Below are 24838 nucleotides of genomic sequence, written 5' to 3' on the forward strand. Positions count from 1 at the left end.
CGTTGAGGGTTCCACGTGCATCCTCTAGTGATTGGATACGCGCCTTTATGAAGGCAGGCACGTATCCGTTTGAGGGGAAGGGTGCACGCGTTGAGGGTTTTGCGTGCACCCTCTAGTGATTGGATACGCGCTTTTATGAAAGCAAGCATGTATCCCAAGAGAAAGGGTGCAGGCGTTAAAAGGGTTCCGCATGCATCCTTAAAAAAAGCATATCCTATAAAAATAGAAAGAGCCCAAGAAAGGTATTTTTTATTTTATTCTGATCGGCTGGTGCATTTGTTACAGATACTCACTAATTATACTCACTTTGTTTTCTCAATACTTGAGATATTGATAGAAAAGACTCATTAATCCATGTCTTCGGAAGACCACTGACGATTCCATGAGAATTAAGGTATTTTTATGCCTTTTTTTTGTTTTTTTTGTTTTTTCGATCATATAAGAATCATGAGGTATTTTAATACCGTTTAACTTTTTGTTTTAGCCAGAGATATTGGCTTAATATTTTATTGATTTCAATATCTTAAATATTGGTGGTTTTAATATCGCAGCTCAAAGAATGGGGTTTCACAATTTCATAAAGAGAACACAATAAACCGTATCAAATTTTATCTTCCTGTTTTATCTTCTTGGAGCAGGAAGCGTAATAAGGGAGCGTGCCTATATTGTTGGTTTCTTTTAGCAGGAAGAAAATGCACGAATACGAAGAGTCGAATATGAAAAGCGATGCGTTTTACTTTATCTTTTCTTTCTTTTTTATTTGCTTTGTTGGTTGAACTATTTTTAAAGAATGGCAAGGACACATTTTCTTAACGTTTTGGTCTTTACGCTTTCGGTTTTTCTTGAGGTTTTTTATTGCGATGGCTTTTTCATGGAGAGGCATTGTTGGGTATATTTTTTAGCTCAAACAGAACCTCTATACTTGATGCATTATATTTGATATTTGCGGGGGCATTTAATGGACTTGTTTTTAATGTCTATCATTCTTAATTTCGCATTTTTAATTTTTTGATAGCGATTCGTGAAGGGTATTACGATATCAGTGCTTCAAAGAGCAACACTTTCATTTATATACTGAATGCTCAGCGCGCAATATGATGACGGTTTTTAGCGTTTGAGTTGTGTCGAAAGAGGCATTATCCTTGAAGTGTTTTATTTTACACGCCGTTTCTGCTTAGTGAATGTGCATGCTTAGTGAATGTGCAAAAGACATAAATATCGATTAATTCAACATTAAACAGATGTAAAATGAGGCAAGCCTTAAGAAAGCCAATTCTCTTAATTTTAAGAGGAAAAAACGCAGCAACCTCTCCATTGTTATGAGACAATGTTAATTGAGACAATACTCTGGTGGTATTATCTGGTGGTATTATACGATAAAGAAAAAATATTCGTCATTTTATTGTGTCGTAAAACAGCCTATGCCTTAAAACAGCTTTTTAAAGCTCTCTTATTTGAAAGGGGGATAAAGCAAGCCGCCTTGATAGAATAAGTTAAAGTGTTTTTTAAAAAAGGGTGTGCGTGTTGAGTCTTAGGGTTTTGTGTACTCTGCGTTTTTCTTTTAAGGGTTGGGGGCTGAAAGGTGAGATGCTTGGGGTGTTCGCGCGGTGTGGAGGGGCGCGGTGTTTAAGGCGTGTTAAGCATTTGCTTGACGCGCAGGTTTGTCGTTTGGGGCTTGAAAAGAAGAAAGGGAGGGCTGTTTTTTAAGAACTTAGCATTTCGTTGATTTTTGAGCCTTATTTTTGATTTGGCTTTTATTTTATACTTTTATTTTATAAGAGTAGCACGTCTTGGTAGGCCTTGGCTTTGGGGTTCAAGTGCATGGGATACGATCTCTATGTGTGGTTTGCTGGTTCGTTTTATGAGCGTTTTTTTTCAAGATTGTGGTGGGGCTGAAAGGTGAGATGCTTGGGGTGTTCGCGCGGTGTGGAGGAGGCGCGGTGTTTAAGGCGTGTTAAGCATTTGCTTGATGTGCAGGTTTGTCGTTTGGGGCTTGAAAAGAAGAAAGGGAGGGCTGTTTTCCTTGGGTGGCGGATCGTAAGGCGTGGTGGTGTGATATAGGATCGCTAAGGGCTTTCATGTTTTGGGCGTGGATGCTTTAGGGAATGATGGGTTTGTTTTAAAAAAATTGCCTGCTCAAAATGTTGTTTACACTATGGATAAAGAGGGAGGGAATATGGAGAAAGATAGGGGTTGGTGTGCGTGGAGATGCGGTTTTGTTTTGCTGGAATTGTTGGGGTAAAGGGTTTTGTTTTTTTGAGCATGCCTTTTGAGTGCATGGTTTTGTAAATTCTGTATCAATGTTTTCATCATATTGATTTATAAAGATAATTTATCATTTTCAACGTGAATGAGAACCTTAAGTCCTGTGAGATTTTCTCATTTCAAATCTCTCTTATGCGGTATCAATCAAAATCATTTGCTTGCACGTCACAAGCGGGATGCGTGTATGGTTAAAAACAATAGAAGAAAGGGATATCTTTTCATGAATCGTCGAGAAATGCTAAGGTCTATCGCAACATTCTAGAGCTGTTAAATGAATGATGGTGTTGACTTAAGGGATGGGGGCTGAAAGGTGAGATGCTTGGGGTGTTCGCGCGGTGTGGAGGAGGCGCGGTGTGTGAAGGGAATTTTAGGATTTTAGACTGAAGGGGCTGATGGGGATGCGCTCATAGGGTGTTTTGTATTGCGTTGTGCGAAGAGGGGGCGGGGGTCTTTATTTTTTTGCGTTGTTTTCTTTTTGAAAAGAGGGGTGCTTTAAAGAGGGGTGCTTTATTGCATATATTTTCTTTGAATGGTGTGATGAGGGAATGGTGTGATGAGGGTTTTGTGTACTCTGCGCGTCCTTTTAAGGGGGGGAAAGGTGAGATGCTTGGGGTGTTCATGTTCTTGTGCATGTTGAGTTTAAAGGGGGGCAACATATGAATGTTGCCCTAGAAGGGGATTATTCAGAAGATTTGCGGTTTGTATAACCCCAATGAAAGGCAAGTAAGTCTAAACAATCTCGTAAATGATCGGCAAGAGAATTTTGCTTGCGTTTTGAAGAACTTAACTCTTTAATCGCTTGTCCATAGCCAATAACCCGCTCAAGCAGTGAATAGCCAAGAATACCTAATTGCACTTTGAGGGTTTTTAAATGACTGGAGGCTTCTATTTGTCGTTCAATGGGGTGGGTGGCTCCTTGGCTACAAGAAACCTTTTCACGGGTGTAGTCAAGGCTCATGTGGAGATCTGCCTGACTGTGACGCCAGTAAAAATAAAAACGTTCTGCGGCTTTATATTGTGCCGGACTAATATGTCCTTTCGCGTATAAAAGTGCAATGGGGTGGCTTTTTGCATTGATAAGGACTTTGATGGTGCGCGGGTTGCTGCAACTTTCTGTATGGGTGGGTTGAAAATAAGGATTGTTCGTTTCAAAGGGGATTTCTTGCGTTTTTAAATGCCCCATATTCTTTCCTTTCTCTTGTGCGTTAAAAAGGGGTGGGTGTTTTTTCTCTTGATGGTTCATATCATCTCCTTAAAAATGATCGTTTTCGTTTAAAAATGTTGTCCTCTTCCATGGATAAAGAGAGCGATTTCGCTGTGATGTGGTGCGCACGGGGAGAGCGTACACGGTTGTCTAGCGCTTTTTGTTGCACCGTGTGCAGAGTGCGCACGGGGTTGGCATGCGGGGGGCGCGTGGTGCTCGTGTTGCGGTTCGTGTGTGCGGTGTATGCGGGGTTGCGTGGGCTGGAGCAGGTATGGAAAGTTTGGTATTGCATGTTTTGAAAGGGTAAGAGCAGCGTTGATGAGAGGGCTGGTGGGGGCACGTGGTCGTTTGGTGTTTTGTGGCACCGGGTAAGGAGCGGGGCGTGTGCGGTGCGTGGGGCTGGCGTGTGGTATGTGCGGAGAGGGTGTGGTTTTGTCGTTTGGGGGGCTAGGGTTGGTTTGGGGGGGCGTGCGCTCATGTGTGGGGCTTGGCTTCCCCCCATGGATCTTGAATAGATTTGCATCTTGAAAAAAGGGCATGTTTTGTTGTATCGTGGATTTTCCTTGGCATGACTTTATGGGGGGAATAATTTTATGAGACAGTGGTGTGATGGGGGGATGACGTGATGGGGGAGTGGCATGATGGTGCACGGCGTTTTTGTCTTTAGAAAATGGGGTGTTTTTCTGCATCGTGTTTGCTGTCTCTGGGGCTGTTTATGCGCAAATGCAGGATCTTGGGATGACGTGGGGCGTCTTGTTACGGGCTATGGCATTTTATGGGGCGCCCGGCATTCTCCTTATGGTGCGTTATGAAGTACTGCAGCGGCGTGGGGTAACGAAGGGACAGTTCTTCAAGAGGGGGGTGTTTGACGTCCTTTGGGGACTTGTCCTTGGTTTTTTTGGGGGGCTGGTAGCACTGCAAAGCGCTTTGGAGTGACTTGGTTTGATTTTCTTTATGGGGGCGTGGAGCGTTCGGGGGTTCCTTGGGCCTTGTTCTTAAAAAGAGTGGCTGTGTGCGGCATTGTCGCCTTTTGTCGCATCTGTGCTTTTGTGGCAATCCAAGCATTTTGGTGTGGTAAGGAGAAAATGTTGGGGCTTGTCTGTATAGAGTTGTGTTTTCAGCATTTGTAAATGGGGCGGAGGTCAATGGAGTATTGGGATATGGGGGGGATATGGAATATGGGGGGTAATGAGATATGGGTGAAATTGTCCTTGGATCTTGAAGAGAGGGAGCTTGCATTGTGGAGGTTTTCCTTATGTGTGGTGTTGTATGAGTGCGATTTTGTATGACTTTGTATGACTTGATAGGGGCGTGCGTTGATGCCATTTAATGGGCTGTTTTTGCTGCTGTTCGTGTTGGTCTGCATTTTAGCTGTTGGCTTGGCTTTTCTTTATAGGGTGGCCAAGCGCCGCGGGGTTACAAGGTGGATGTTTTTTGGCAGGTGGGTGGTCTTTTATGGCGTGATGACTCTTTATCTTGGTTTTGCTTTTGCGGGTGTGGGGAGCGGTGCTGTGAGCGGGGCGTTATTGTTGAAGGGGGCGGTGTTTTCTTGCATGTTTGCCACTGTTTTGGGGGTGATGCATTTGGGTTTCAAGAGTCTGCCTGTGGCTTTTTGCTGGGTCGTGAAGGCGATGGCGTTTTGCTGCTTGATGGGGGGGATCCTGTGGCTTTTTGCTGTGGGTGTTAGAGATACGGATAGCATCGGGGGGATATTCTTGAAGGTGTTTGTTTTTGCTGTATTGTTGAAACTGCTCTTGGGTTTTTTTATACGCGCGCATCGCGATACGGTGTTACAGAGGGTGTTGCGTGTTTTGAATTTTGTGTTGTTTATCTACATTTGGGTTCTTGTCATTTTCTTTGCTTTTCTGGGAGCAGAGCGTTTGGGTTGGAGTTGGCTTTGGTTCTCGAATCAGGATGTCTCGTTCATTATGAGAATAATTCTCTTTCTTTTTATTGATCAGGCAATGAAGTCTGCGTGTGTGATAAGGAAGGCATTTTTAAAGAAAGTGGTAGGGCTTTAAGAGCATGGTAGGGCTTTAAGAGAGTGGTGATGGGGTGTTAAAGATAATGGCGGGGTAAGGATTGTTCAAAAGAACAGCGATAGCGGTAGGTTTGGGGGTCAAACCAAAGCCCTACTTTGCCTTCAAAATCACCGGAACGTTGTTTGGCAATATTCATAATAACACCGGGACGTTTGATTAAATCGGCTTTTTCTCTTGTCAGAGAGGCGGCAAAAATTTTATCTTCTAAGGATCGATTGCGCCAAATGGTGATGATGTTAAAAGCATTGGCACCAATTTCTGAGGCGCCTTTAATATCTTCTGTTCCAGGGATATCTTTATCCAGCCCTCCTTTACGAGCATGCGCGACAAGATGAATATGCACATTGTTTAAAACAGCCCAATCAACCATTTTATAAACCGCTTGTTCTTGTGCTGCATAATCATCAGAGGCAATGCCAAGCCGCATGAGACTGTCGATTATAAATTGATCACAACCATAGCGCGCACGGCAATAGTCAAAGACATCCAGCAGGGTTTCGACGTTTGATTTGCCAACATGTTCATAAAGAATAAGCCCCTCGTCTAAAAAATGTAAAATGCGTTCAATGGTCTCTTTTGTAGGCTTTTCTAAGCCGCCTGTTTGTTTGGTTAAACGCCGGAGTGATTGTTCTCCTTTCATCTCTAGAGAGGCTAAACAAAGACGACTGTTTTGTGCAATCCAATGGGGAATACAGTCGGATAACAATTGACTTTTACCGGCACCACTGGCGCCGCTCCACAGCGTTAATTCTGCGGGGCGAAAATGGAGTTTACCTTTAAGCTTAGGATAGGGAACCGTATAGCCAACATGTTTTTCAGGTTCTGGCCAAAAAAGCCCAATGACTTGATCTTTATAGTCTGAGGCACGTCGTAAGCCTTCTGGTGCAAAGCATTGAGCAGAAGCAAAAGCCGCTGCGATAGTGGCTGCATCAATCTTTGCGGTTAAACAATCATTGGCATCTTTGAGCGGCAAACGGACACGGTAGCACCGGTGACGCCCAAGCCTGCTGGCAATTTCACGGGCGGCTTCTTCTCCGGGCTGGTCCATATCGGTGGCTAAAAAAATGGTTTCAAAAGCTTCTAAATGATCAAATTCATTTTCAATCCAATTGTGTTTTCCCCCCCTTCCACCGCCAAAGGGTAGCGAGACTGCCGGATAGCCATAGGCGGCAAGCGATAGCGCATCAATTTCCCCTTCCGTGATGACAATTGTCCGGTTTTTGGAAGAAAGTCTGGGAAACGTCACGTGGTCTGCGGGCGCGCATTGGGTGGTGCGGTCTGCGGGTTGGGTGGTGCGGTCTGCGGGCGCGCATTGGGGCGCGGCTGCGGATTGGGCGGTGTGATCTGCGGCTGCGGGTTGGGAGGCTTGCGTGGTGGTGTGATCTGCGGATGTTTGTGGTGCAGTGTGGTTTGTGGGCGCGCATTGGGGGGCGCGCGTGGCGATATGGTCTGCGGCGTGGTTTGCGGGTGCGGATTGGGTGGTGCGGTCTGCGGCTGCGGGTTGGGATGCTTGTGTGGTGGTGTGTGTTGTCGATGTGTGTTCAGAGGCGGGCGTGGTGGTGTGGTCTGCGGATGTTTGTGGTGCAGTGTGGTTTGTGGGCGCACATTGGCGCGCGCGCGTGGCGATATGGTCTGCGGCGTGGTCTGCGGCTGCGGGTTGGGAGGCTTGTGTGGTGGTGTGTGTTGTCGATGTGTGTTCAGAGGCGTGCGTGGTGGTGTGATCTGCGGATGTTTGTGGTGCAGTGTGGGCTGCGGGCGCACATTGGCGCGCGCGCGTGGTGATATGGTCTGCGGCGTGGTTTGCGGCTGCGGGTTGGGAGGCTTGTGTGGTGGTGTGGTTTGTGGGCGCGCATTGGAAAGCGCGTGGTGCAGTGTGGTCTGCGGTTGTGGGTTGGGAGGCATGCTGAGAGGCGGGTGTGGTGGGATAAAGGGCTTGCCAACCAAATAAAATCGGTTCACATTGGGCTGCTGTCGGTTTTGTTTTTGCGCCGGCTTGTGCGAGACGTTCTTTGACTAAAGCAAGGGTGCCATCGGGTTTATAAAAGGGGAAAATAATTTTTTCACCCTCTTCTCCTATGCGGTAACGCTTTATAACCTCGAGAGGGATGTGGCGTTCTTTGTGAAGATAGTTTTTGACGAGCGTTTGCGGAGAGCGCCATTTAGAAACCGGTGGACGGCGGTAGGAACGTTGGGGTGCCATAAAGGGTTTGGGGCGTGTGAGATTAAGCGTTGCGCGTGCTTCTTCTAAGGCTTGAGAAAGGCTCATGCCTTTAACTGCACACCAAAGGTCTAAAAGATCGCCTCCGATGCCTTCGGCAAAATCATACCAAAGTCCTGCTTTACTGCCGCTTAAGCAAATCGATAAACTTTGACCGGGCTCACCACGTGTGTTGCCAATAATCCAATGGTTGCCACGTTTGTGCCCCTGGGGCAGAAGCATTTCTGCGATCCTCTCTGTTTGTGCGATAAGTTTTTGTTTGATTTCAAAAATTGTGCTCATGGTTATTCGTTTTTCTCAAAGGGTTGTTTTGCTGTTCTCGCCATGAGATCAGATGGCGAAATTCGTTGTGCTACGGCGCTTGTTCGTCTGCTTTAAGAGCGCCACTCTTGACTTGCCAATAATCGCGAAATTTCTTGGCTAGCTAATGGGTTTGGCTCTCACTTAAAGCTTTCAAAATGCTTGCGTTGATATCGGTTTGCTGGCTGGGAAAGCAGCGCCCTTGTGCGAAAGTGGTGGGGTGCGGTGTGTGTGTGAAAGAGGGAATGGCTTTCGAGCGGCTTTCAGGTGTTGTGGTTTGCGCTTTGTTGGCGGTTTCCAAAACGGCTGTATTGGTTTGCTGGCTGGGAAAGCAGCGCCCTTGTGCGAAAGTGGTGGGGTGCGGTGTGTGTGTGAAAGAGGGAATGGCTTTCGAGCGGCTTTCAGGTGTTGTGGTTTGCTCTTTGTTGGCGGTTTCCAAAACGGTTGTATTGGTTTGCTGGCTGGGAAAGCAGCGCCCTTGTGCGAAAGTGGTGGGGTGCGGTGTGTGTGAGAAAGAGGGAATGGCTTTCGGGCGGCTTTCAGGTGTTGTGGTTCTTTGAGAAGTAAAGATGAGTCGTGTGGGGTGAGCGCTGTTGTGATGAAAGCAGACTGGGTTAGGGGAAAGCGTTTGGTTATAGCGGCTCGCAGGGGTGTTTTTACCTCCGTTGTTTTGTTCAGTGTGGTTTTGCCTGAAGTGGTTTTGAAACATTTGTGCCCCCCCGTCTTTGCTTGAAAAAGTGGTTATTCGTGTGATGTTAACCCGTGTGGTGTTAACTATTGTCGGTATCGTTAATCGTCGCTATAGTTGATCAGACTGCGGTAAAGGTTCTCGTTGTTTTCAGAAGAAGTTGGTGGGCTTGCTTGTTTTTGCTGTTCTAGTCGTTCGATCTCACGGCGAAACCAGTTGCGCCATGTGGCTTGCCAGTCTGCTTTAAGGGCTTCTTTACCGCTCTTGGCTTGCCAATAATCGCAAAATTTCTTAGCCTGCCAATGGGCTTGGCTCTCACTCAAGCCTTCTAAAACGGCCGCTTGAATGTCTGCTTGCCAAGCTTTAGGAAGCCGGTGTCCTTTCACAAGGGCTGTTGAGACGGTGGGCGTTGTGTTGGAACAAGCTTGAATGGAGGAAGAGCGAGGAGAGGTGGTTTTCGTTTTTTCCGCAGGAACAGTGGGGGTGAGAGTGGACGGTTGCGCAAGAGCGCTGTGGACGGCTTCTGCTTGGGGGGGCTTGAGAGAGGCAGTGTTCTGTTTTGTTCCTTCTGGAGAGCGTTCCGTTGCTGCCGGTGGAGGCGATAAAAGAGCCGAAGAGTCTTCGTTTTGGTCAAAGCGTTCTTCACAGCAAAGGTCCGGTTCTAATTCAGCAAATAAAACTTTCTTTTCTAAAACACCGATAGGTGTTTTCTTTTCTTCTGCCTTTTGAGCTTCTGAGCTTTGTGAAACATCTTTTGTCCGCTCGTTAAGCATTTGTTGAATCTCAGCATTGATTTTCTTGCGCTTTTTGGCAGAAGAACGACCCGCAAAGGATTTTTGTTCAAGCAATTTTTCACGCTCTTGAAAAACATTTTCGCAACGCTGGTTCCATAAGCCATTGGCTAAACTTAAAATTTTACCCTCTTCAATCAGCATTTTTAAAACATTAACAAAAGTTCGCTTGTCACAACCACAAAGACGCGCTAAACGTTCTTCCGATATCTCTAGAGGACGCCCCCGTGCATACATTTCATTGAGAAGAATCGTATAAATTCCAATCTCGTGTGCGCGCATGCCACGAACACCTCCTAGAAAATCATTTTGATACCAACAAACATAGGGAAGTCTGGATGATTCATAATGAGGAGTTTCTTGTTGATGAGCATGTTTCATACGGTAATCTACTTTCTTCTTTCTTCGTACGAGCTTTATTGACCATAACAGTGCAAACAGAAAATGAATGTGTATTTGACTTTGTTTGATAATGAGGATTTCTTTATGACATTTATAAAGGCGTGCGTGTGCTGAAAGGTTATGCAAGCTTACAATTTGAGAGTGTGGTCATGAAAAAAATAAAGAAAAAAATACACTCTCAAAATATGAGCTTATGGTCTCAATTATCAGCTTTTCGAGATGTTTTTTTTGTACTCCGTTGGGTGGTTAAGGTGGTTTTATGATCTAAAAATAAAATTTGTTGCCTTAATTTTATCCTTTTTAGAGGATATTGCAAGCCCGTTTTATAAAAAGGACGTGTTTTTTTTAAAAGACGCGCTATATGGTGAAATCATGAATATTGATGGTTGGCGTCAAAGATTGAAGACTGCTGTGCAAAAAAGTGGACGGTCAAAAAGATCGATCTCCCTTGCTGCCGGTAAAGGAGCTGGATACCTTCATTCTATTCTTTCTGAAGGAAAAGAACCAACAATCGAATCTCTTTCGCGAATTTGTCACGAAATTAATATCAGTATGAATTATATTCTTTACGATAAGGGTGCTAGTCCTGAAGATAAAGAATTTATAGAGCTTATTTCAAAACTCTCTCCCCAAGAGAGGCAGGCGATTTTAACTCTTTTGCGGCGACCTGTTGACGGAGCTTCAAAATAAGTTGCTTCTGTGCTTTTAAATCAAGACCATTCCAGTATTCTATTAATCGCATATCATTCATTTTATCTCTCCTGTGTGTTTATAATTGCCAATTGAGGAAGAACAAATAGAGAACAATAAAAGAACATGTGAGGAACTAAGAACAATAAGTTTTTGTTGATATATGTCATTTGAGCCCCGCAAAGATTTAAAATATATCTTTTATGAAGGATAAAATGATTGACATCTCTCCTATAGAGGAGATAAGACTAACGCTATATTTGGCCTTGTCAAGACAAAGCTACGTTTTATTAACTATCTAAAGGGGGAAAATTATGAAAAATATTCCATTCATTAAAGAGGATGAAATCGTTATCATTCTCTGCGAAGATGAAAAGCCTGATACCTATGAAGGACCTATCGATGAAATCGAAGAAGTGCTCGAACTGATTGAAGAATCTGAAACTGTTTATAAAATCTTACGACTTGATCTGACAACAAATTATTCTGAAGATGTGACAGAACAAATCGCGGATTTTTATGCCGAAAATTTCGAGATCAATGAAGAAGATACACAATTGCAACCGTTCATTTTGAATAGTGAAGCCTATCATGTGTATTTAAATGAAAGAGCCGCATGCGATTATGAAGATCATCTTTATGGCTCTTATGAAAAACAACATCGTTTACGCCCTTGTGATGTCTTGTCAGATTATTGGTGGTAAGCATGCCAAGTTATCTCAAGACTTCTTATCGAGGCATTCCACTTTATTATGCTGGAAATATTCGAAATTTAATCAAACTTGAACCACAAAAACACAACGCTGTCTTTTTTATATCGCAAGAGGCGGCTGAAACTATGGCAAAAAATTTGGAGGAAGAATATTTCTGCTATGATTTTTCTGTCGTCCAATAGGAGGCAGGCAAGAGCAGAATAGAAAAAAGGGCGCCCCCCATGATGAATGCGTTGACCGATAAGTTGACGCATAAGTTAACAGACAAGCTGACGGCTTTAAGTGTTTTTTTCACGAAGGCTAAAAAGGCGAACTGTTTGTGCTTGCGAGCATAGGGGGGGCTGTTTTGTGGGGGGCCGTTTTGCAGGGGCGCTGCTTTGCAGAGGGCTTTTTGCGGGGGCGTTTTGCGAGGGTGTTTTTGAAGCCAATAGGGGGATCCTATAGGGGGGGATTTGATAGGCAGAAAGGGGGCGCGTGGTGCGTTAGGGGAAAGGTTGGCAGATGTTGATTGATTTTTGCAGATAGGCAAGGGGAAAAAATGTCGAGAAAAGCTTGAAGTAACACGCCTCGGCAGACAGTGAAGTATCACGAAGTGTGAAGTGTGAAGTGTGAAGTGTGAAGCGTGAAGCGGGGAAGAAGGGGAAGTTGGGCAGTGTTGAAGGGGTGTTTTATCAAAAGGTTCGTTCAGAGGAGGGAGAAGTGGATGTTGCAGGAAAGCTTAGTGTGATCAGCATGCAGGGAAAATGACGGGCGGTTTTGGGGGACAAGTGAAAGATGCGGGGGAAAGGCAAATATTTTGGGAAAAGATGTTGGGGGAAGTGAGAGCGGGGTGGTTTTGGCTGTTTTTGTCTTGGTTTTGTTCGGGGCAATGAAAAATTTTTCCCCATGTTGGATAATTTGACCGATAAGTTGACGCATAAGTGAACAGATAAGTTGACGGTTTTAAGTGTTTTTTTCACGAAGGACCAAGAAGAGGGATTGTTTTTACGTTCGTTGATAGGGGGGCCGTTTTGCGGGGGCGTTTTTGAAGCCGATAGGGAGGCCGATTGAGAGGGAGCTGATAGAAAGAAAAGGGGGCAGCTTGTTTTGATAAGACAACGTATTGATTTATCAAAGATATTCATTTTTTCATGTTAAATAAGAATCTAGAATATAGTTTTCTCACCACAACCCCTCTCTTATTGAAGTCATCAATCCCCGTGTTTCTTGCATACCACCAATAGGGTTGGCATGGGAATAAACAGGGAACAAGAAAACGATGTCTTTTCATGAATTGTCGAGAAATCCCAAGGGGGCATCGACAATATTGGAGGCTTAAAATGTACGGTGGTAGCAAATTGGAGGCTAAGGTGTATAAAGAGCTTGTGCAGAAGAGATGGGGCGCTTGCTAGGGGGAACGGGGGCACATTTCTAAAGTGTGATGTTTCAAAGAGGATATATTAAAAACACCAGATGAAGAGGGAAAAATACTATGCCAATCATTATCGATTGTATCCAAGGAACAGAGGAATGGCAAAAAGCGCGCAATGGGTTGATAACGGCTTCTTTGTTTGAAATGGTCATGGCGCAAAAAAAACAAGGGCAAAAAACGGCACGATATCATGCTGTGATGATGAAATTGGCAGGAGAAAGAATTACCGGAAAAACTGTTGAGGAAGGGACAACACTCTCGATGCGACGCGGGACAGAATTAGAACCAAGCGCACGACAGCTTTATGGCAAACTGACAGAGACAGAACCGGAATGTATTGGCTTTGTTTTGGCCGATGATCGCAGAAAAGGATTTTCCCCCGATGCTTTTGTGGGAAAAAATGGATTGTTGGAAATTAAAACAAAAAAGCCAGAAATTTTAATTCCGCATTTTATGGAAAAGAGTTTTCCAGCAGAACATAAAGCACAATGTCAAGGAGGGTTATGGATTTCTCAACGCGAATGGGTGGATTTAATGCTTTATTGGCCGGATATGCCTCCTTTGATTAAACGAGCTTATCGGGATGAAGCCTATATCAGCAAGCTTGAAAATGAAATTAACCGTTTTAATGAAGCTTTGGAAAAAATGGTCCAGCACATTAAATGTTTTGAGACAGGCTTTAGAATAAGAACAGAAATTGCTTCGAAAGAGGGAGAATCTAGAGAGCTGAAGACAAAGTCTCTGGAAGGCAAAACAAGAATGAGACGGAGAAGAAGGGGATCTGTCCAGTGGGGAAAATCTTTATAATAAGGCGAGGACAGAAAAGAATAGGATGTTGAAGAGGAACTTAGTGTGACAAGGGGGAAGTGAATAAGGGGGAAGGACAAGGGCTGGCGGTTTTGGGGATATTTCTGGTAACTTTTGTGTTGTGTCTTCGAGGGACAACGGTGACAAGGATAATTTTTTTATTTATTGGGAGAAGACGCTTTGGTTTTTGAGCCAATACGGAAAAAAGGGGGAAGCTTGTGCAGGAAAAACTGGAGCGCTAGGGGGAGCGGGGGCACATTAGGGGGAAAGGGGGCGCGTGGTGCGTTAGGGGAAAGGTTGGCAGATGTTGATTGATTTTTGCAGATAGGCAAGGGGAAAAGATGCCGAGAGGCAATGGGGGAAGTTAGAGAGCTTAGTGTGATCAGCAAAACCTCTGCGGATAGTGAAGTGTGAAGAAAAAAAGAGGGGAAGTTGGGCAGTTTTGAATGGGTGTTTTATCAAAAGGTTCGTTCAGAGGGGGGAGAAGTGGATGTTGAAGGGAGATAGGCACTTAGCGTGGCAAGCATTGCTTTTAAGAAAATGGCGGGAAGGAAAAAACAGGGGTGGATCAGGAAAAAATGGCTAGAGAGCGCACACCCTTTATGGCTTTCTATCGTCTCTTGTTATAGAAAATCAAGAATGATCACACTTGTGTGAATTCGCTGCGGGTTACTTTTAATGCTTTTTAAGAAGAATTTTGACGATTAAAGTGGAAATCCAAACACTGTTATCGTTATTATAAAAAAACAAATAGCCATGAATATTGTTGTTAAAAAAAGCATAATTCCGTATTCTGTTTTCCATAACCAAATAATTATTTCAAGTGCTGTAGGTTTTTTACTTTCATTACTTTCTTCACTTTCAAAAGTCTTGTGAGTATCTTTAAAAGTTTTATGAGTATCTTTAAATGTTTCATGAGAGAATTGATCGTAAGTGGCTCTTTTTTGAGGATCTTTAAGAATCTCATAGGCTTCACAAATTTTTCTGAATTTTTCTTTAGCTTCAAGACTAGAATTATGATCAGGATGGTATTGTAGAGCTAACTTACGAAAAGCAGATTTTATCTGTTTATCATTGCATTGGCAGTTTACTCCAAGAATTTTATAATAATCCTCTTCATTTATGATCATGACATACGGTCCAAGAGTGCTCTTAACTTTTATAGTGTCGTTTAACCGCTTCCCTTAAATATATCAATATGTATATTTTGTGTTGAGAAAATATAACAAATTGTATTGAATAGTGTGGCTGTACTTGGGGTTAATGTCTCTAAATTACGGGGATGTGAAGTTCAAAATGCTTGAAAATGTGCGGTTTTCTTAATATTTTGAGATGTATTTTTTACAACAATAGATTAAAAGTGCGACGACAAATCACATATAAAGGGGATGGCAATAAAAGGGGATGGCAATAATGGCTAAGCTTGTCATTATGGTCAATAAACAAGCTGAAACCTTGAATTTAAAACGCCAAAGTAAACTAATCGGTATGGACATTATCTTCGTTATGGTGAATCCTATGATAAGCTATGGTATGAATAAGCCCATTACAATCCCATATTGATCAAAATGGCTTTGCTTTATTTCCTTTTCTGAACACACAATCGATAATAGAAACACCATGATAAACGGGAAACGCTCCATTTGGACAAGAATGAACAGAAAATTTTTCAAGCTCTAACCACTCTTTTTCTTGTTCTTTTTCCAATATTTTCTTTTTTATTTTTTGGTTTATATATTCTTTTGAAATACAATTGATCGGAGAACTATTCTCAACAAAAAAATCATCTTTTGTACAGCTATTGGCATGATGCGTGAATAAAAGAGTGCTTATCGCTATAGCGAATAAAATAAAATGTTTAAACAGGGGGCATTTATTGTCTTTTGTTTCTAATGCGCTTTTATTGGTGATTGCTGTTGAATAGATCAATATGTATTATTTTTTTAGGTTCAAAATATAAAACAAATTGTATTGAATGGGTTGCTGTATTTGGGGGTAGTGTCTCTTAAAGAGGGCGATATACAGTTTAAAACGCTTGAAAATTTAAAATGTTTGAAAATACGAGATGTTCTTTAGACGCACGTTTCATAAAATTATGGAATTAATGACAAAGATTGTTGATAATCTTATATAAGATCTCAATTTGAAGGTCTCGTTTCTCAAGTTCTTTCTTGTTTTCAGCGATATTATTTTGAATTATGGAAAGCCTTTTTAGAATTTCTGATATTTCCGCATGATTTTTTAGACTGTTTTGCTTTATTCAGATCTTTCATTGTGTTTATTTCGTTTATCACGTCGGTTGTTAAGAGACGCGCTGTATTCTTTCATTGTACGATTGTATCATATCATGTTTTCATCATATTGGCATATTGTTCAGATAAAGGATTTGGTAGCTGTGAAGTTTTTGTTAACCATAAAGATTCACAGAATTTTTTTCTCACCAGATTTCTGTATTAGATATATCATGACGCAGTGCCTTCTCTTTTTCTGTAATTTCTTTTGAAAAAAATACTTCATTTTAAATGAGCCTATTTTTAAATGAGCCTATCCCTTTGAAAAGCAGAAAAGATGCGTTGTGAAAAAGGTGATAATGAAGGTGTTTCTCCATAAAGATTTTTTAATTAACATGGTTTTCTTATACCCTCTTTATGCTTGATTATATTCATTGTCAGGGGGGGATTAATGGTTCGTGAAAGGGAGGTTGAACGTATTTTGAAAGACGTTTTATTGTTCGGTTAAAGATTTTTGAGATATGGTTTCCATTTTTCAAAAGAGCTGTAGCTCACAGGTGGCTTTACGCCTTCTTTGGGCATCATTGCAAGATAGATGTTTCTCGCAAGCGTGCACATTCTTGCTGTGTTTGCAAAACGAGTAGCTTCACTGGTTATTACCATTTCTTCTGTACGAAGTGTTTGTTCTTTTCGGTTAATGCCATTGGGGGGGAATCCAAAAATCTTTTTGCGTAGACACACATGGGATCATTAAAGTTTGTTTCAAATTTTGCTTCTAAGAAACGTCGTGTTAGACTATGTTAAGAACTATCATATTGTATGGCAATATTCTTAAAAGCTTCAAATTCGCTTTTAAAGTCGTTAAATGTAAGGGTGAACATACTCTTATCGCTTTGCAATAAATCAGCAAAGCGTCCACAAAAAACAAGCACTCTGTGATAATGCTTTAAAATATTAAATTCTGGAGGATTGTTAGGTAATATTACTCAGTATCTCCAAAATGGACTTTTGTCATATTCTATAGAGAGGATAGGCCTTATATTCTTTTTATAATATTCTACTTCTTTTTTTTTGCTTTTTCTAAGTCCTGCTAATCTTCTGAATTCGTATAATTCTTATGGGCATATTCTTGATAAAGCCTATCATATTCAGCGAGGCTGATCGTCTTTCTACATCCCAATAAGATGGATATAGAAAAAAACACTATAGATATTATGATGTATGTTTTAAATAATGATCTTATCATTTTAATCTTTAATAATCCTCATAACTGTTTAACTGGTTCTTGTTGAATGGATCAATCTGTATTATTTTTGTGTTGAAAATATGTGTTAAAACATGTTTAGTGAAAATGGTGATAGTGATCGTCCTGTATCTAAATAAGGGTGTGATAAAGCTAAAACCCCGCACTTGCGGGGTTTTTTTATTCATTGCACGAAGATCTGGGCAGCAAAAAATGTAAGGGAGGTTTTCTCGCTCAAAATGCTTGTCCTAGAGGGGGAAGTGGACAAGTGGAAAGTGAAAGCGGGGGAAAATGGAGAATATCCAAAAGACTTTAAAGGAAATAGACGGGTTATGCGTTGTCACGCGTTTGTTTAAAAGAGAAATTTTATTTCATACTCGTTTTATATTGGCGTTCGTGAATTTCATGCTGGTACTTGTGAAAGGTGTCCGTGAGGGGGGGAACGTAAAATAGAACGCTATCCAGTTGCCAATGCACGCTCTTGTTTTTAAGAGATATTTTACAACGCTTATCACACCCATTTTGTGGTGCCAACCGTGAATGGTATAATGATAAAGCCCCGTTAATGGTAAATGTACATTATAGATATTGCGCACGCTCCCTTCTTTACTTTATGCCCCTATCTTTACTTTATGGAAAAGCAAGTCAGCACCACCACACGATTTTTAGCTAGCCTTTGAGTGTTGCAGCCCTTGGGCTCGTAAGACGGTTTATGAAAAGGCGTTTTTATTTGTCCAGTTTTTCCCCACGGTCTCATACCGCTTATGACGTGCAAGTAAGTGATTTTAATTGATTTGATAAAAAGGGTATTGGAATAATAGGACTAAGAACACCGCACGGTTCTTGCATCTTCATGTGAATTTCAATCATGAATTATCATACACGCATTGTTTAAAAGAAATTTCTCGCAACACGCGTCATACCCATTTTATGGTGCTAACCATGAATGGTATCATGAAGATGACGCATTGCTTCACGTTTTTGTTTATCGCGTTCTTTCATGGATCATGCTCGTCATGTAAAATAGAGCATCGTTGATTTGCACATTCATAAGCTTGTAGAGACATCTCTCAAAGAGCCTCCAAGCCCATTTCATGGCGCCAACCATGCCAACCATAAATGGTATCATGATAAAGTCCCGTTAATGATAAATGTACATTATAAATATTGTGCACGCCCCTTCTTTACTTTATGGAAAAGCAAGTTAGCATCATCTTAGGGCTCGTCTCCAATATTGGCAACATGGGTTTTGGTATTTCTCGACGATGTATAATCTCGTTTACGGTGGGGGAATTTTCATAAAAGGCAGGCTTTTTTGGAAAGCTTTACACTATAGGAAGCTTGCTGCTTGTGAACTGTGAGTCAATGAGGCAAGAGAACAGAGGGGGCAAAAGCCTTCCGCTCTTCGGGTTCTTTATTTAAGAGAAAGAATGCGCTTCCGTATAAATCAATATATTCGTATCAAAAAGATGTGTCTTGAAAAAGGGGTGACTGAGAGCGCGTGGAGAACGTTGGGTATAAAATCAATGATGTGTGATTTTCTTGGAAAAGTGTCAAAAGATAGGGGATTAGTTATCTGGCATGGTTGGCATAGTTGGCATGGTGGGCATGGTTGGCACCGTGAAATGAGTGTGACGCGTGTTTTAAGATCTCTCTTTACAACAATACGCTTATGATCATTCATGATTGGGATTCACATGAAAATGCAAGGACTGTGCGGTGTTCTTAGTCCTCTTATTCCAATACCCTTTTTATTCAATCAAGAAAAATCATTTACTTGCATGGCATAAGCGGGGGAAGACCGTAGGGAAAAATATTCAAGGAATAAAAATGTCTTTTCATGAACTGTTTTGTTAAAGGCAAGGGGGAAAGGCGAGGGGGGGAAAGGGCATTTTATATGAAAGAAAGGGGCGCGGAGGAATTGTTTTTTTGTGGTGCATCAATTTCAAAAGCTGTTGGCAGAGTGTTTGAAGATTAAGCGTGTCATGCAAGATCATTGAGTTTGAAGTCATTGAAGTGCATGGTTGAAAGGAGGGAGGTTTTGATGAAGGCGATAGAGGCTTGGAGGAAAAAAATTGATGCTTAGGGGATAAGACGGATAGGAGAAGAATTTATGGGATGAGAAGACTTATAAGGAAGAAGAGCGAGGCAAAAGAAGAATAAAATGGTGCTGCGAGAGAGGATTGAACTCTCGACCTCTCCCTTACCAAGGGAGTGCTCTACCACTGAGCTACCGCAGCCGTTTTCAATCGTTGCGCTGTCTTGTGCCATATTGTTAGAAAATAGGCAAGAGAACATTTGTATATTCTTGCAAGAAAACGTATCTTATGTCATGACATAAACGTTTTTATATTCTTACATATTTAAAGCCGTGAGTTGCTTGGATAGAAGCTCAACACTGCTCAAAAGGTTGCGCAATGACACAAATAAAACAAAAACATGATGAAATAAATCATCAAGAGGAAAAAGAAAAACGACGTCAGGAAAGACTGGCACAACAATTGCGACAAAACTTAAAACGTCGAAAAGAGCAAAGCCGAAAAAGAGCACAAACAGAGCTCTAAAATGCAAAAAAAAAGTTTTTTTAACGGCTCTTTGCAACCAAATGTCTCAATCATTTGTTCTCATAAACAAGAATGCGTTTAAAAAAATGCTTAGCATGAACTTTTCAAAGGAAAAACTTTGGAAGGGATGACGCAAAGAAAAAGAGGGAAAATACGATGGATTCTATTCGAATTGTTGGTGGGGAAAAACTGAAAGGGACAATTCCGATCTCTGGGGCCAAAAATGCTGCATTGCCTCTTATGATTGCAGCGCTTTTGACAGAAGAAACGCTCACGCTCGAGAATATTCCTCATCTTGCCGATGTTGAATTGCTTATTCGGATTCTTAACAATCATGGTGTTGGATATGCCGTTGATGGACAAGAGTTTAATGATGATGGTGTAAATGCAAGAACAATCCATTTTACGGCGCAAAAGATAGCGACAACGCGGGCCCCTTATGACTTGGTGAAAAAAATGCGGGCAAGTTTTTGGGTTATCGGACCGTTGCTTGCACGATGCTTAGAGGCTTATGTTTCGCTTCCTGGAGGATGCGCTATTGGAACAAGACCTGTTGATTTTATCCTCGAAGGATTGAAAACTTTAGGGGCTCATATGGCCATTGAGAATGGATATGTTCATGCCAAAGCACCAAAGGGATTAAAAGGGGCTTGCTACCGTTTTCCTAAAGTCACTGTTGGGGGGACCCATGTACTGTTGATGGCAGCAACAATGGCAAAGGGAACAACCGTTCTTGAGAATGCGGCGTGTGAACCAGAAGTGACAAACCTTATTCGAACCTTGAATGCTATGGGGGCTCAAATAACCGGTGAAGGAACAACAACGCTGACCATTGAAGGGGTGAAAAGGCTTAAAGGAACAAGAGTACGCGTCATTGCGGATCGAATTGAAGCGGGAACCTATGCCATGGCTGTGGCGATGGCGGGGGGAGATGTCTTTCTTAAAAATGCCAACCCTAATCATCTGACAACCGTGCTGAAGATTTTGCAAAAAACAGGGCTTGAGATTCAAATAGAACCTCAAGGAATTCACGTTAAGCGCAATCCAAAAAACACAAAAATTATGCCTGTTGATATTAAAACCGGCCCTTATCCTGCTTTTCCAACAGATCTTCAAGCGCAGTTTATGGCGCTGATGACACGCTCTGAAGGCATTGCGCATATTACGGAGACGATTTTCGAAAATCGTTTTATGCATGTTCAAGAGCTTAATCGTCTAGGGGCTGAAATAAAGCTCAATGGACAAACAGCAACCGTTTATGGAACAGAGCAGTTACAAGGTGCTCCTGTAATGGCAACCGATTTGCGTGCTTCGGTTTCGCTGGTGATTGCGGCATTGGCAGCCAAGGGTGAAACAATCGTTAATCGTGTTTATCATCTTGATCGAGGCTTTGAAAGGTTAGAAGAAAAATTATCCCATTGTGGTGCGAAAATTCAACGAATAACCGTGTGACGCTGTCAAAGATATGCTTGAATGTCTGTTGTTTGGGAGGAGAGTAGTTTGTTTCTTTTAAATACGGGCCATGGCAGGTTTTTTTACATGGGGGACTTAAATTGCTGCTTAACAAAGAGCTAGAATTGAGCCGTTTTCTTTCATCGTTCAGAGAAGCGGGTTTGAAGGAAGGCATGTTAAGGTGTGCTGTAGAGGCGGGCTCGAGATCATGCGTGTCGTTTATGGCACTTCATGAGGGAGGCTTGATAATGGCACCCCATGTGACACAGGGGTGAAGGCACCCGCGCATGATTGCAGAGACGACTTTCGACAATCGTTTTATGCATCTCTGAGAGCTTAATCGTCTAGGGGCTGAAATAAAGCTCAATGGTGAGATCAGCAACCGTTTATGGAACAGAGCAGTTATAAGGTGTTCCTGTAATGGCAACCGATTTGCGTGGCTTTCAGTTTCGCTGGTGATTGCGGCCCTTTTGTCTCGTTATATGGGGGCAGCCAAGGGTGAAACAATCGTTAATCGTGTTTATCATCTTGATCGAGGCTTTGAAAGGTTAGAAGAAAAATTATCCCATTGTGGTGCGAAAATTCAACGCATCACCGTTTAATCAAGGCCATTCTTTAAGTTTTCTCTTTTGGGGGCTTGATCTTAAGAGCTGTTTGTCTTTTCAATAAACGCCTCTCAACAAATGCGGGGTTGTACCTTATGGTTTTGGTGCGTGCGCATAAGAGTTTAAGTGACCTTTGCTAAAAACAAAAACTGCTTTAATTTTTATTGTAAATCTCTCGAAATTACTTTATCAATAGACCTTGTAACTTTGGTCGTATACGCAACGACCAAGAGGGATTCAAAACCCCTAAAGTTCAGTACATAAAATTAATCCACTTTTGTGGGTATCCCGGAATTCCGGGAGTTTTTGCTATGTCCAGGTGCGCTCTCGCACTAAAAGCAAAAAAGCTGACTGAACTCAGTGTTTTTGACTCCCGGAATACTTTATGCGAGGGCGCTCGCAACCGAAGAGCTTGAGAGGTTTCTCCTAAAAATAAAAACTGCTTTCATTTTTATTGCCAATCTCTCGAAATTACTTTATCAATAGACCTTGTAACTTTGGTCGTATACGCAACGACCAAGAGGGAACTGAAAACCCTAAACCCTAGCGTGAAAATGACTCACTTTTGTGGGTATCCCGGAATTCCGGGAGTTTTTGCTATGTCCAGGTGCGTTTTATGCACTAAAAGCAAAAAAGCTGACTAGGGTTCAGTGTTTTCAGACTCCCGGAATACTTTATGCGAGGGCGCTCGCAACCGGAGGGGGAGCGACCCGTGAAAGCAAAAAATCCACATTCTAACGATATTTCAATTGGTAAAAGAATTCGTTTTAGACGCATTGCCATGGGGTTTTCTCAAAAAGAATTAGGAAGCTTTTTAGGTGTGAGTTTCCAACAAATCCAAAAATATGAAAAGGGCATCAATCGTGTTGGTGCTGGGCGTTTATTGGAAATTGCTCAAAAACTGCAAACCCCGATGAGCTTTTTTTATGCGGATCTTTTAACTGCCGATATTGCTACAAAAGAAAATATCTTAAGCCCCTATGATGAAAGGATTTCAAGCCAAGAAGAGCACGTCCTTTTGAAAAATTTCAGAGAACTTAAACCAAAACAACAAAAGGCAATTTTGTGCTTGATTTCTGAGATATAAAAACGCCCCTTTTTATTGCGGGGTCATTTTTATTGCCAGTCTTTTGCAATTATTTTATGAATAAGAAAGCGGTTCTCATTGTACAGTGCGATTTTATGGAAAAAACCAAAGCTTGAAAATCCAAGCAGAGACATTCATCTGCTTTATAAGACTTGCGAGATTCCGGGCGTTTTTGCCATGTCCAGGTGCGCTCTCGCACTAAAAGCAAAAAAGCTGATCCAAACTCAGTGTTTTCAGACTCCCGGAATACTTTATGCGAGGGCGCTCGCAACCGAAGAGCTTGAGAGGTTTCTCCTAAAAATAAAAACTGCTTTCATTTTTATTGCTAATCTCTTGAAATTGCTTTATGAATGAACACTGTAATTTTGGTCGTATACGCAGCGACCAGTAGGGTCTGAAAGCCCGAAACCTCGAATACATAAAATGAATCCACTTTTGTGGGTATCCCGGAATTCCGGGAGTTTTTGCTATGTCCAGGTGCGTTCTCGCACTAAAAGCAAAAAAAGCTGATTCGAGGTCAGTACTTTCAGACTCCCGGAATACTTTATGCGAGGGCGCTCGCAACCGGAGGGGGAGCGACCCGTGAAAGCAAAAAATCCACATTCTAATGATATTTCAATTGGTAAAAGAATTCGTTTTAGACGCATTGCCATGGGGCTTTCTCAAAAAGAATTAGGAAGCTTTTTAGGTGTGAGTTTTCAACAAATCCAAAAATATGAAAAGGGCATCAATCGTGTTGGTGCTGGGCGTTTATTGGAAATTGCTCAAAAACTGCAAACCCCGATGAGCTTTTTTTATGCGGATCTTTTAACTGCCGATATTGCTACAAAAGAAAATATCTTAAGCCCCTATGATGAAAGGATTTCAAGCCAAGAAGAGCACGTCCTTTTGAAAAGTTTTAGAGAGCTTAAACCAAAACAACAAAAGGCAATTTTGTGCTTGATTTCTGAGATATAAAAACGCCCCTTTTTATTGCGGGGTCATTTTTATTGCCGGCCTTTTACACTTATTTTATGAATAAGAAATATTTTATGAATAAGAAAGCGGTTCTCATTGTACAGTGCGATTTTATGGGGAAAATCCAAAGCTTGAAAATCCAAGCCGAGACATTCATCTGCTTTATAAGACTTGCGAGATTCCGGGAGTTTTTGCTATGTCCAGGTGCGTTTTACACACTAAAAGCAAAAAAGCTGATTCGAACTCAGTACTTTCAGACTCCCGGAATACTTCTGCGAGGGCGCTTACAACCGAAGAGTTTGAGAGGTTTCTCCTAAAAATAAAAAATTGCTTTAATTTTTATTGCCAATTTCCTGAAATTACTTTATCACTTAAAGGATATTTTGGTCGTATACGCAACGACCAAGAGGGATTCAAAACCCCTAAATCCGAGCGTAAAAATGAACCCACTTTTGTGGGTATCCCGGAATTCCGGGAGTTTTTGCTATGTCCAGGTGCTTACCAGCACTAAAAGCAAAAAAGCTGACTCGGATTCAGTGTTTTTGACTCCCGGAATACTTTATGCGAGGGCGCTCGCAACCGGAGGGGGAGCGACCCGTGAAAGCAAAAAATCCACATTCTAATGATATTTCAATTGGTAAAAGAATTCGTTTTAGACGCATTGCCATGGGGTTTTCTCAAAAAGAATTAGGACGCACTTTAGGTGTGAGTTTTCAACAAATCCAAAAATATGAAAAGGGCATCAATCGTGTTGGGGCTGGGCGTTTATTGGAAATTGCTCAAAAACTGCAAACCCCGATGAGCTTTTTTTATGCGGATCTTTTAACAAAAGATATTTCAACAGAAGAAAATCATGCACACCATGATCAATACAGCTATAGCGAAAAAGAACATTTGCTTTTGAAAAATTTCAGAGAACTTAAACCTCAACAACAAAAGGCAATTTTGTGCTTGATTTCTGAGATATAAAAACGCCCCTTTTTATTGTGGGGTCATTTTTATTGCCAGTCTTTTGCAATTATTTTATGAACACACACAAACTATTTTATGAATAAGAAAGCGGTTTTCATTGTACAGCGCGGTTTTATGGAAAAAACCAAAGCTTGAAAATCCAAGCAGAGACATTCATCTGCTTTATAAGACTTGCGAGATTCCGGGCGTTTTGGCA

The 24838-nt window shown here is 41.9% G+C and carries 23 protein-coding genes, 1 tRNA gene and 2 pseudogenes; 19 read left to right on the top strand and 7 right to left on the bottom strand.

Annotated elements, in window-relative coordinates:
• Nucleotides 1-1521: 1521 nt before the first annotated feature.
• The gene (locus FNZ60_RS02140; protein ID WP_142416093.1) at nucleotides 1522-1707 is read left to right on the top strand and encodes a hypothetical protein; all 186 of its coding nucleotides are present in this window, start codon (nucleotides 1522-1524) and stop codon (nucleotides 1705-1707) included.
• A 201-nt stretch (nucleotides 1708-1908) separates the two neighbouring features.
• Nucleotides 1909-2061 (top strand): hypothetical protein, encoded by a 153-nt coding sequence (locus FNZ60_RS09605; RefSeq protein WP_185913421.1) that lies wholly within the window; start codon nucleotides 1909-1911, stop codon nucleotides 2059-2061.
• Between the two features lie 883 nt (nucleotides 2062-2944).
• Here the strand turns inward: FNZ60_RS09605 and FNZ60_RS02145 are convergent.
• The gene (locus FNZ60_RS02145) at nucleotides 2945-3508 is read right to left on the bottom strand and encodes a hypothetical protein (protein ID WP_142416094.1); all 564 of its coding nucleotides are present in this window, start codon (nucleotides 3506-3508) and stop codon (nucleotides 2945-2947) included.
• Nucleotides 3509-3858: 350 nt separating this feature from the next.
• Between FNZ60_RS02145 and FNZ60_RS10385 the strand changes: the two genes are divergently transcribed.
• From FNZ60_RS10385 to FNZ60_RS02155, 3 genes are all read left to right on the top strand, one after another.
• Nucleotides 3859-3984 carry a hypothetical protein gene (locus FNZ60_RS10385; RefSeq protein WP_281280232.1) on the top strand — a complete coding sequence of 42 codons (126 nt, stop codon included), beginning with the start codon at nucleotides 3859-3861 and terminating at the stop codon, nucleotides 3982-3984.
• Nucleotides 3985-4159: 175 nt separating this feature from the next.
• Nucleotides 4160-4405: a hypothetical protein gene (locus tag FNZ60_RS02150; RefSeq protein WP_246054701.1), complete on the top strand. Its 246-nt coding sequence runs from the start codon at nucleotides 4160-4162 to the stop codon at nucleotides 4403-4405.
• A 383-nt stretch (nucleotides 4406-4788) separates the two neighbouring features.
• Nucleotides 4789-5490 (top strand): hypothetical protein, encoded by a 702-nt coding sequence (locus FNZ60_RS02155; RefSeq protein WP_142416105.1) that lies wholly within the window; start codon nucleotides 4789-4791, stop codon nucleotides 5488-5490.
• Between the two features lie 37 nt (nucleotides 5491-5527).
• On the opposite strand, the gene FNZ60_RS02160 is transcribed toward FNZ60_RS02155, so the two are convergent.
• The 3 genes from FNZ60_RS02160 to FNZ60_RS02165 all read right to left on the bottom strand — a co-directional run bounded on the left by FNZ60_RS02160 (nucleotide 5528) and on the right by FNZ60_RS02165 (nucleotide 9889).
• Nucleotides 5528-8011 (bottom strand): toprim domain-containing protein, encoded by a 2484-nt coding sequence (locus FNZ60_RS02160; protein WP_142416095.1) that lies wholly within the window; start codon nucleotides 8009-8011, stop codon nucleotides 5528-5530.
• A gap of 142 nt (nucleotides 8012-8153) precedes the next feature.
• Nucleotides 8154-8738: a hypothetical protein gene (locus FNZ60_RS09610; protein WP_185913423.1), complete on the bottom strand. Its 585-nt coding sequence runs from the start codon at nucleotides 8736-8738 to the stop codon at nucleotides 8154-8156.
• Nucleotides 8739-8818: 80 nt separating this feature from the next.
• Nucleotides 8819-9889, bottom strand: a complete 1071-nt coding sequence (locus FNZ60_RS02165; RefSeq protein ID WP_142416096.1) for a DUF1376 domain-containing protein — start codon at nucleotides 9887-9889, stop codon at nucleotides 8819-8821.
• A 393-nt stretch (nucleotides 9890-10282) separates the two neighbouring features.
• Between FNZ60_RS02165 and FNZ60_RS02170 the strand changes: the two genes are divergently transcribed.
• From FNZ60_RS02170 to FNZ60_RS02185, 6 genes are all read left to right on the top strand, one after another.
• Entirely contained in the window at nucleotides 10283-10600 is a 318-nt protein-coding gene (locus FNZ60_RS02170; protein WP_142416097.1) for an XRE family transcriptional regulator, read from the top strand.
• A 314-nt stretch (nucleotides 10601-10914) separates the two neighbouring features.
• Nucleotides 10915-11304: a hypothetical protein gene (locus FNZ60_RS02175; RefSeq protein ID WP_142416098.1), complete on the top strand. Its 390-nt coding sequence runs from the start codon at nucleotides 10915-10917 to the stop codon at nucleotides 11302-11304.
• Between the two features lie 2 nt (nucleotides 11305-11306).
• Nucleotides 11307-11495: a hypothetical protein gene (locus FNZ60_RS02180; RefSeq protein WP_142416099.1), complete on the top strand. Its 189-nt coding sequence runs from the start codon at nucleotides 11307-11309 to the stop codon at nucleotides 11493-11495.
• 433 nt (nucleotides 11496-11928) lie between these two features.
• The gene (locus tag FNZ60_RS10390; RefSeq protein ID WP_281280233.1) at nucleotides 11929-12060 is read left to right on the top strand and encodes a hypothetical protein; all 132 of its coding nucleotides are present in this window, start codon (nucleotides 11929-11931) and stop codon (nucleotides 12058-12060) included.
• Entirely contained in the window at nucleotides 12057-12185 is a 129-nt protein-coding gene (locus FNZ60_RS10395) for a hypothetical protein (protein ID WP_281280234.1), read from the top strand. Before FNZ60_RS10390 ends, FNZ60_RS10395 begins: the two co-directional genes overlap by 4 nt.
• A gap of 599 nt (nucleotides 12186-12784) precedes the next feature.
• Nucleotides 12785-13531, top strand: coding sequence for a lambda exonuclease family protein (locus tag FNZ60_RS02185; RefSeq protein ID WP_142416100.1), 747 nt, complete (start codon nucleotides 12785-12787; stop codon nucleotides 13529-13531).
• An 899-nt stretch (nucleotides 13532-14430) separates the two neighbouring features.
• Here the strand turns inward: FNZ60_RS02185 and FNZ60_RS10015 are convergent.
• Nucleotides 14431-14661: pseudogene (locus tag FNZ60_RS10015) on the bottom strand (DnaJ domain-containing protein); the annotation flags it as partial.
• Nucleotides 14662-14944: 283 nt separating this feature from the next.
• On the opposite strand from FNZ60_RS10015, the gene FNZ60_RS09615 reads away from it, so the two are divergent.
• Nucleotides 14945-15094, top strand: coding sequence for a hypothetical protein (locus FNZ60_RS09615; RefSeq protein ID WP_185913425.1), 150 nt, complete (start codon nucleotides 14945-14947; stop codon nucleotides 15092-15094).
• On the opposite strand, the gene FNZ60_RS09620 is transcribed toward FNZ60_RS09615, so the two are convergent.
• Nucleotides 15095-15238: a hypothetical protein gene (locus tag FNZ60_RS09620; RefSeq protein ID WP_185913427.1), complete on the bottom strand. Its 144-nt coding sequence runs from the start codon at nucleotides 15236-15238 to the stop codon at nucleotides 15095-15097.
• A gap of 3197 nt (nucleotides 15239-18435) precedes the next feature.
• Between FNZ60_RS09620 and FNZ60_RS02200 the strand changes: the two genes are divergently transcribed.
• The gene (locus tag FNZ60_RS02200) at nucleotides 18436-18681 is read left to right on the top strand and encodes a hypothetical protein (RefSeq protein ID WP_142416102.1); all 246 of its coding nucleotides are present in this window, start codon (nucleotides 18436-18438) and stop codon (nucleotides 18679-18681) included.
• A gap of 489 nt (nucleotides 18682-19170) precedes the next feature.
• On the opposite strand, the gene FNZ60_RS02205 is transcribed toward FNZ60_RS02200, so the two are convergent.
• Nucleotides 19171-19245, bottom strand: a tRNA-Thr gene (locus FNZ60_RS02205).
• Nucleotides 19246-19422: 177 nt separating this feature from the next.
• On the opposite strand from FNZ60_RS02205, the gene FNZ60_RS09625 reads away from it, so the two are divergent.
• From FNZ60_RS09625 to FNZ60_RS02235, 6 genes and pseudogenes are all read left to right on the top strand, one after another.
• The gene (locus FNZ60_RS09625) at nucleotides 19423-19569 is read left to right on the top strand and encodes a hypothetical protein (protein ID WP_185913429.1); all 147 of its coding nucleotides are present in this window, start codon (nucleotides 19423-19425) and stop codon (nucleotides 19567-19569) included.
• 156 nt (nucleotides 19570-19725) lie between these two features.
• Nucleotides 19726-21021 carry a UDP-N-acetylglucosamine 1-carboxyvinyltransferase gene (murA, locus tag FNZ60_RS02210; protein WP_142416103.1) on the top strand — a complete coding sequence of 432 codons (1296 nt, stop codon included), beginning with the start codon at nucleotides 19726-19728 and terminating at the stop codon, nucleotides 21019-21021.
• A 290-nt stretch (nucleotides 21022-21311) separates the two neighbouring features.
• Nucleotides 21312-21623: pseudogene (locus FNZ60_RS02215) on the top strand (UDP-N-acetylglucosamine 1-carboxyvinyltransferase); the annotation flags it as partial.
• Between the two features lie 679 nt (nucleotides 21624-22302).
• Nucleotides 22303-22713, top strand: coding sequence for a helix-turn-helix domain-containing protein (locus FNZ60_RS02220; protein WP_142416104.1), 411 nt, complete (start codon nucleotides 22303-22305; stop codon nucleotides 22711-22713).
• Between the two features lie 546 nt (nucleotides 22714-23259).
• Nucleotides 23260-23670, top strand: a complete 411-nt coding sequence (locus FNZ60_RS02225; RefSeq protein WP_185913431.1) for a helix-turn-helix domain-containing protein — start codon at nucleotides 23260-23262, stop codon at nucleotides 23668-23670.
• Between the two features lie 597 nt (nucleotides 23671-24267).
• The gene (locus FNZ60_RS02235) at nucleotides 24268-24639 is read left to right on the top strand and encodes a helix-turn-helix domain-containing protein (protein ID WP_425456825.1); all 372 of its coding nucleotides are present in this window, start codon (nucleotides 24268-24270) and stop codon (nucleotides 24637-24639) included.
• Nucleotides 24640-24838 lie beyond the last annotated feature (199 nt).

It is taken from the genome of Bartonella massiliensis (assembly GCF_902150025.1).
In the GTDB taxonomy this organism is placed as follows: Bacteria; Pseudomonadota; Alphaproteobacteria; order Rhizobiales; family Rhizobiaceae; genus Bartonella; species Bartonella massiliensis.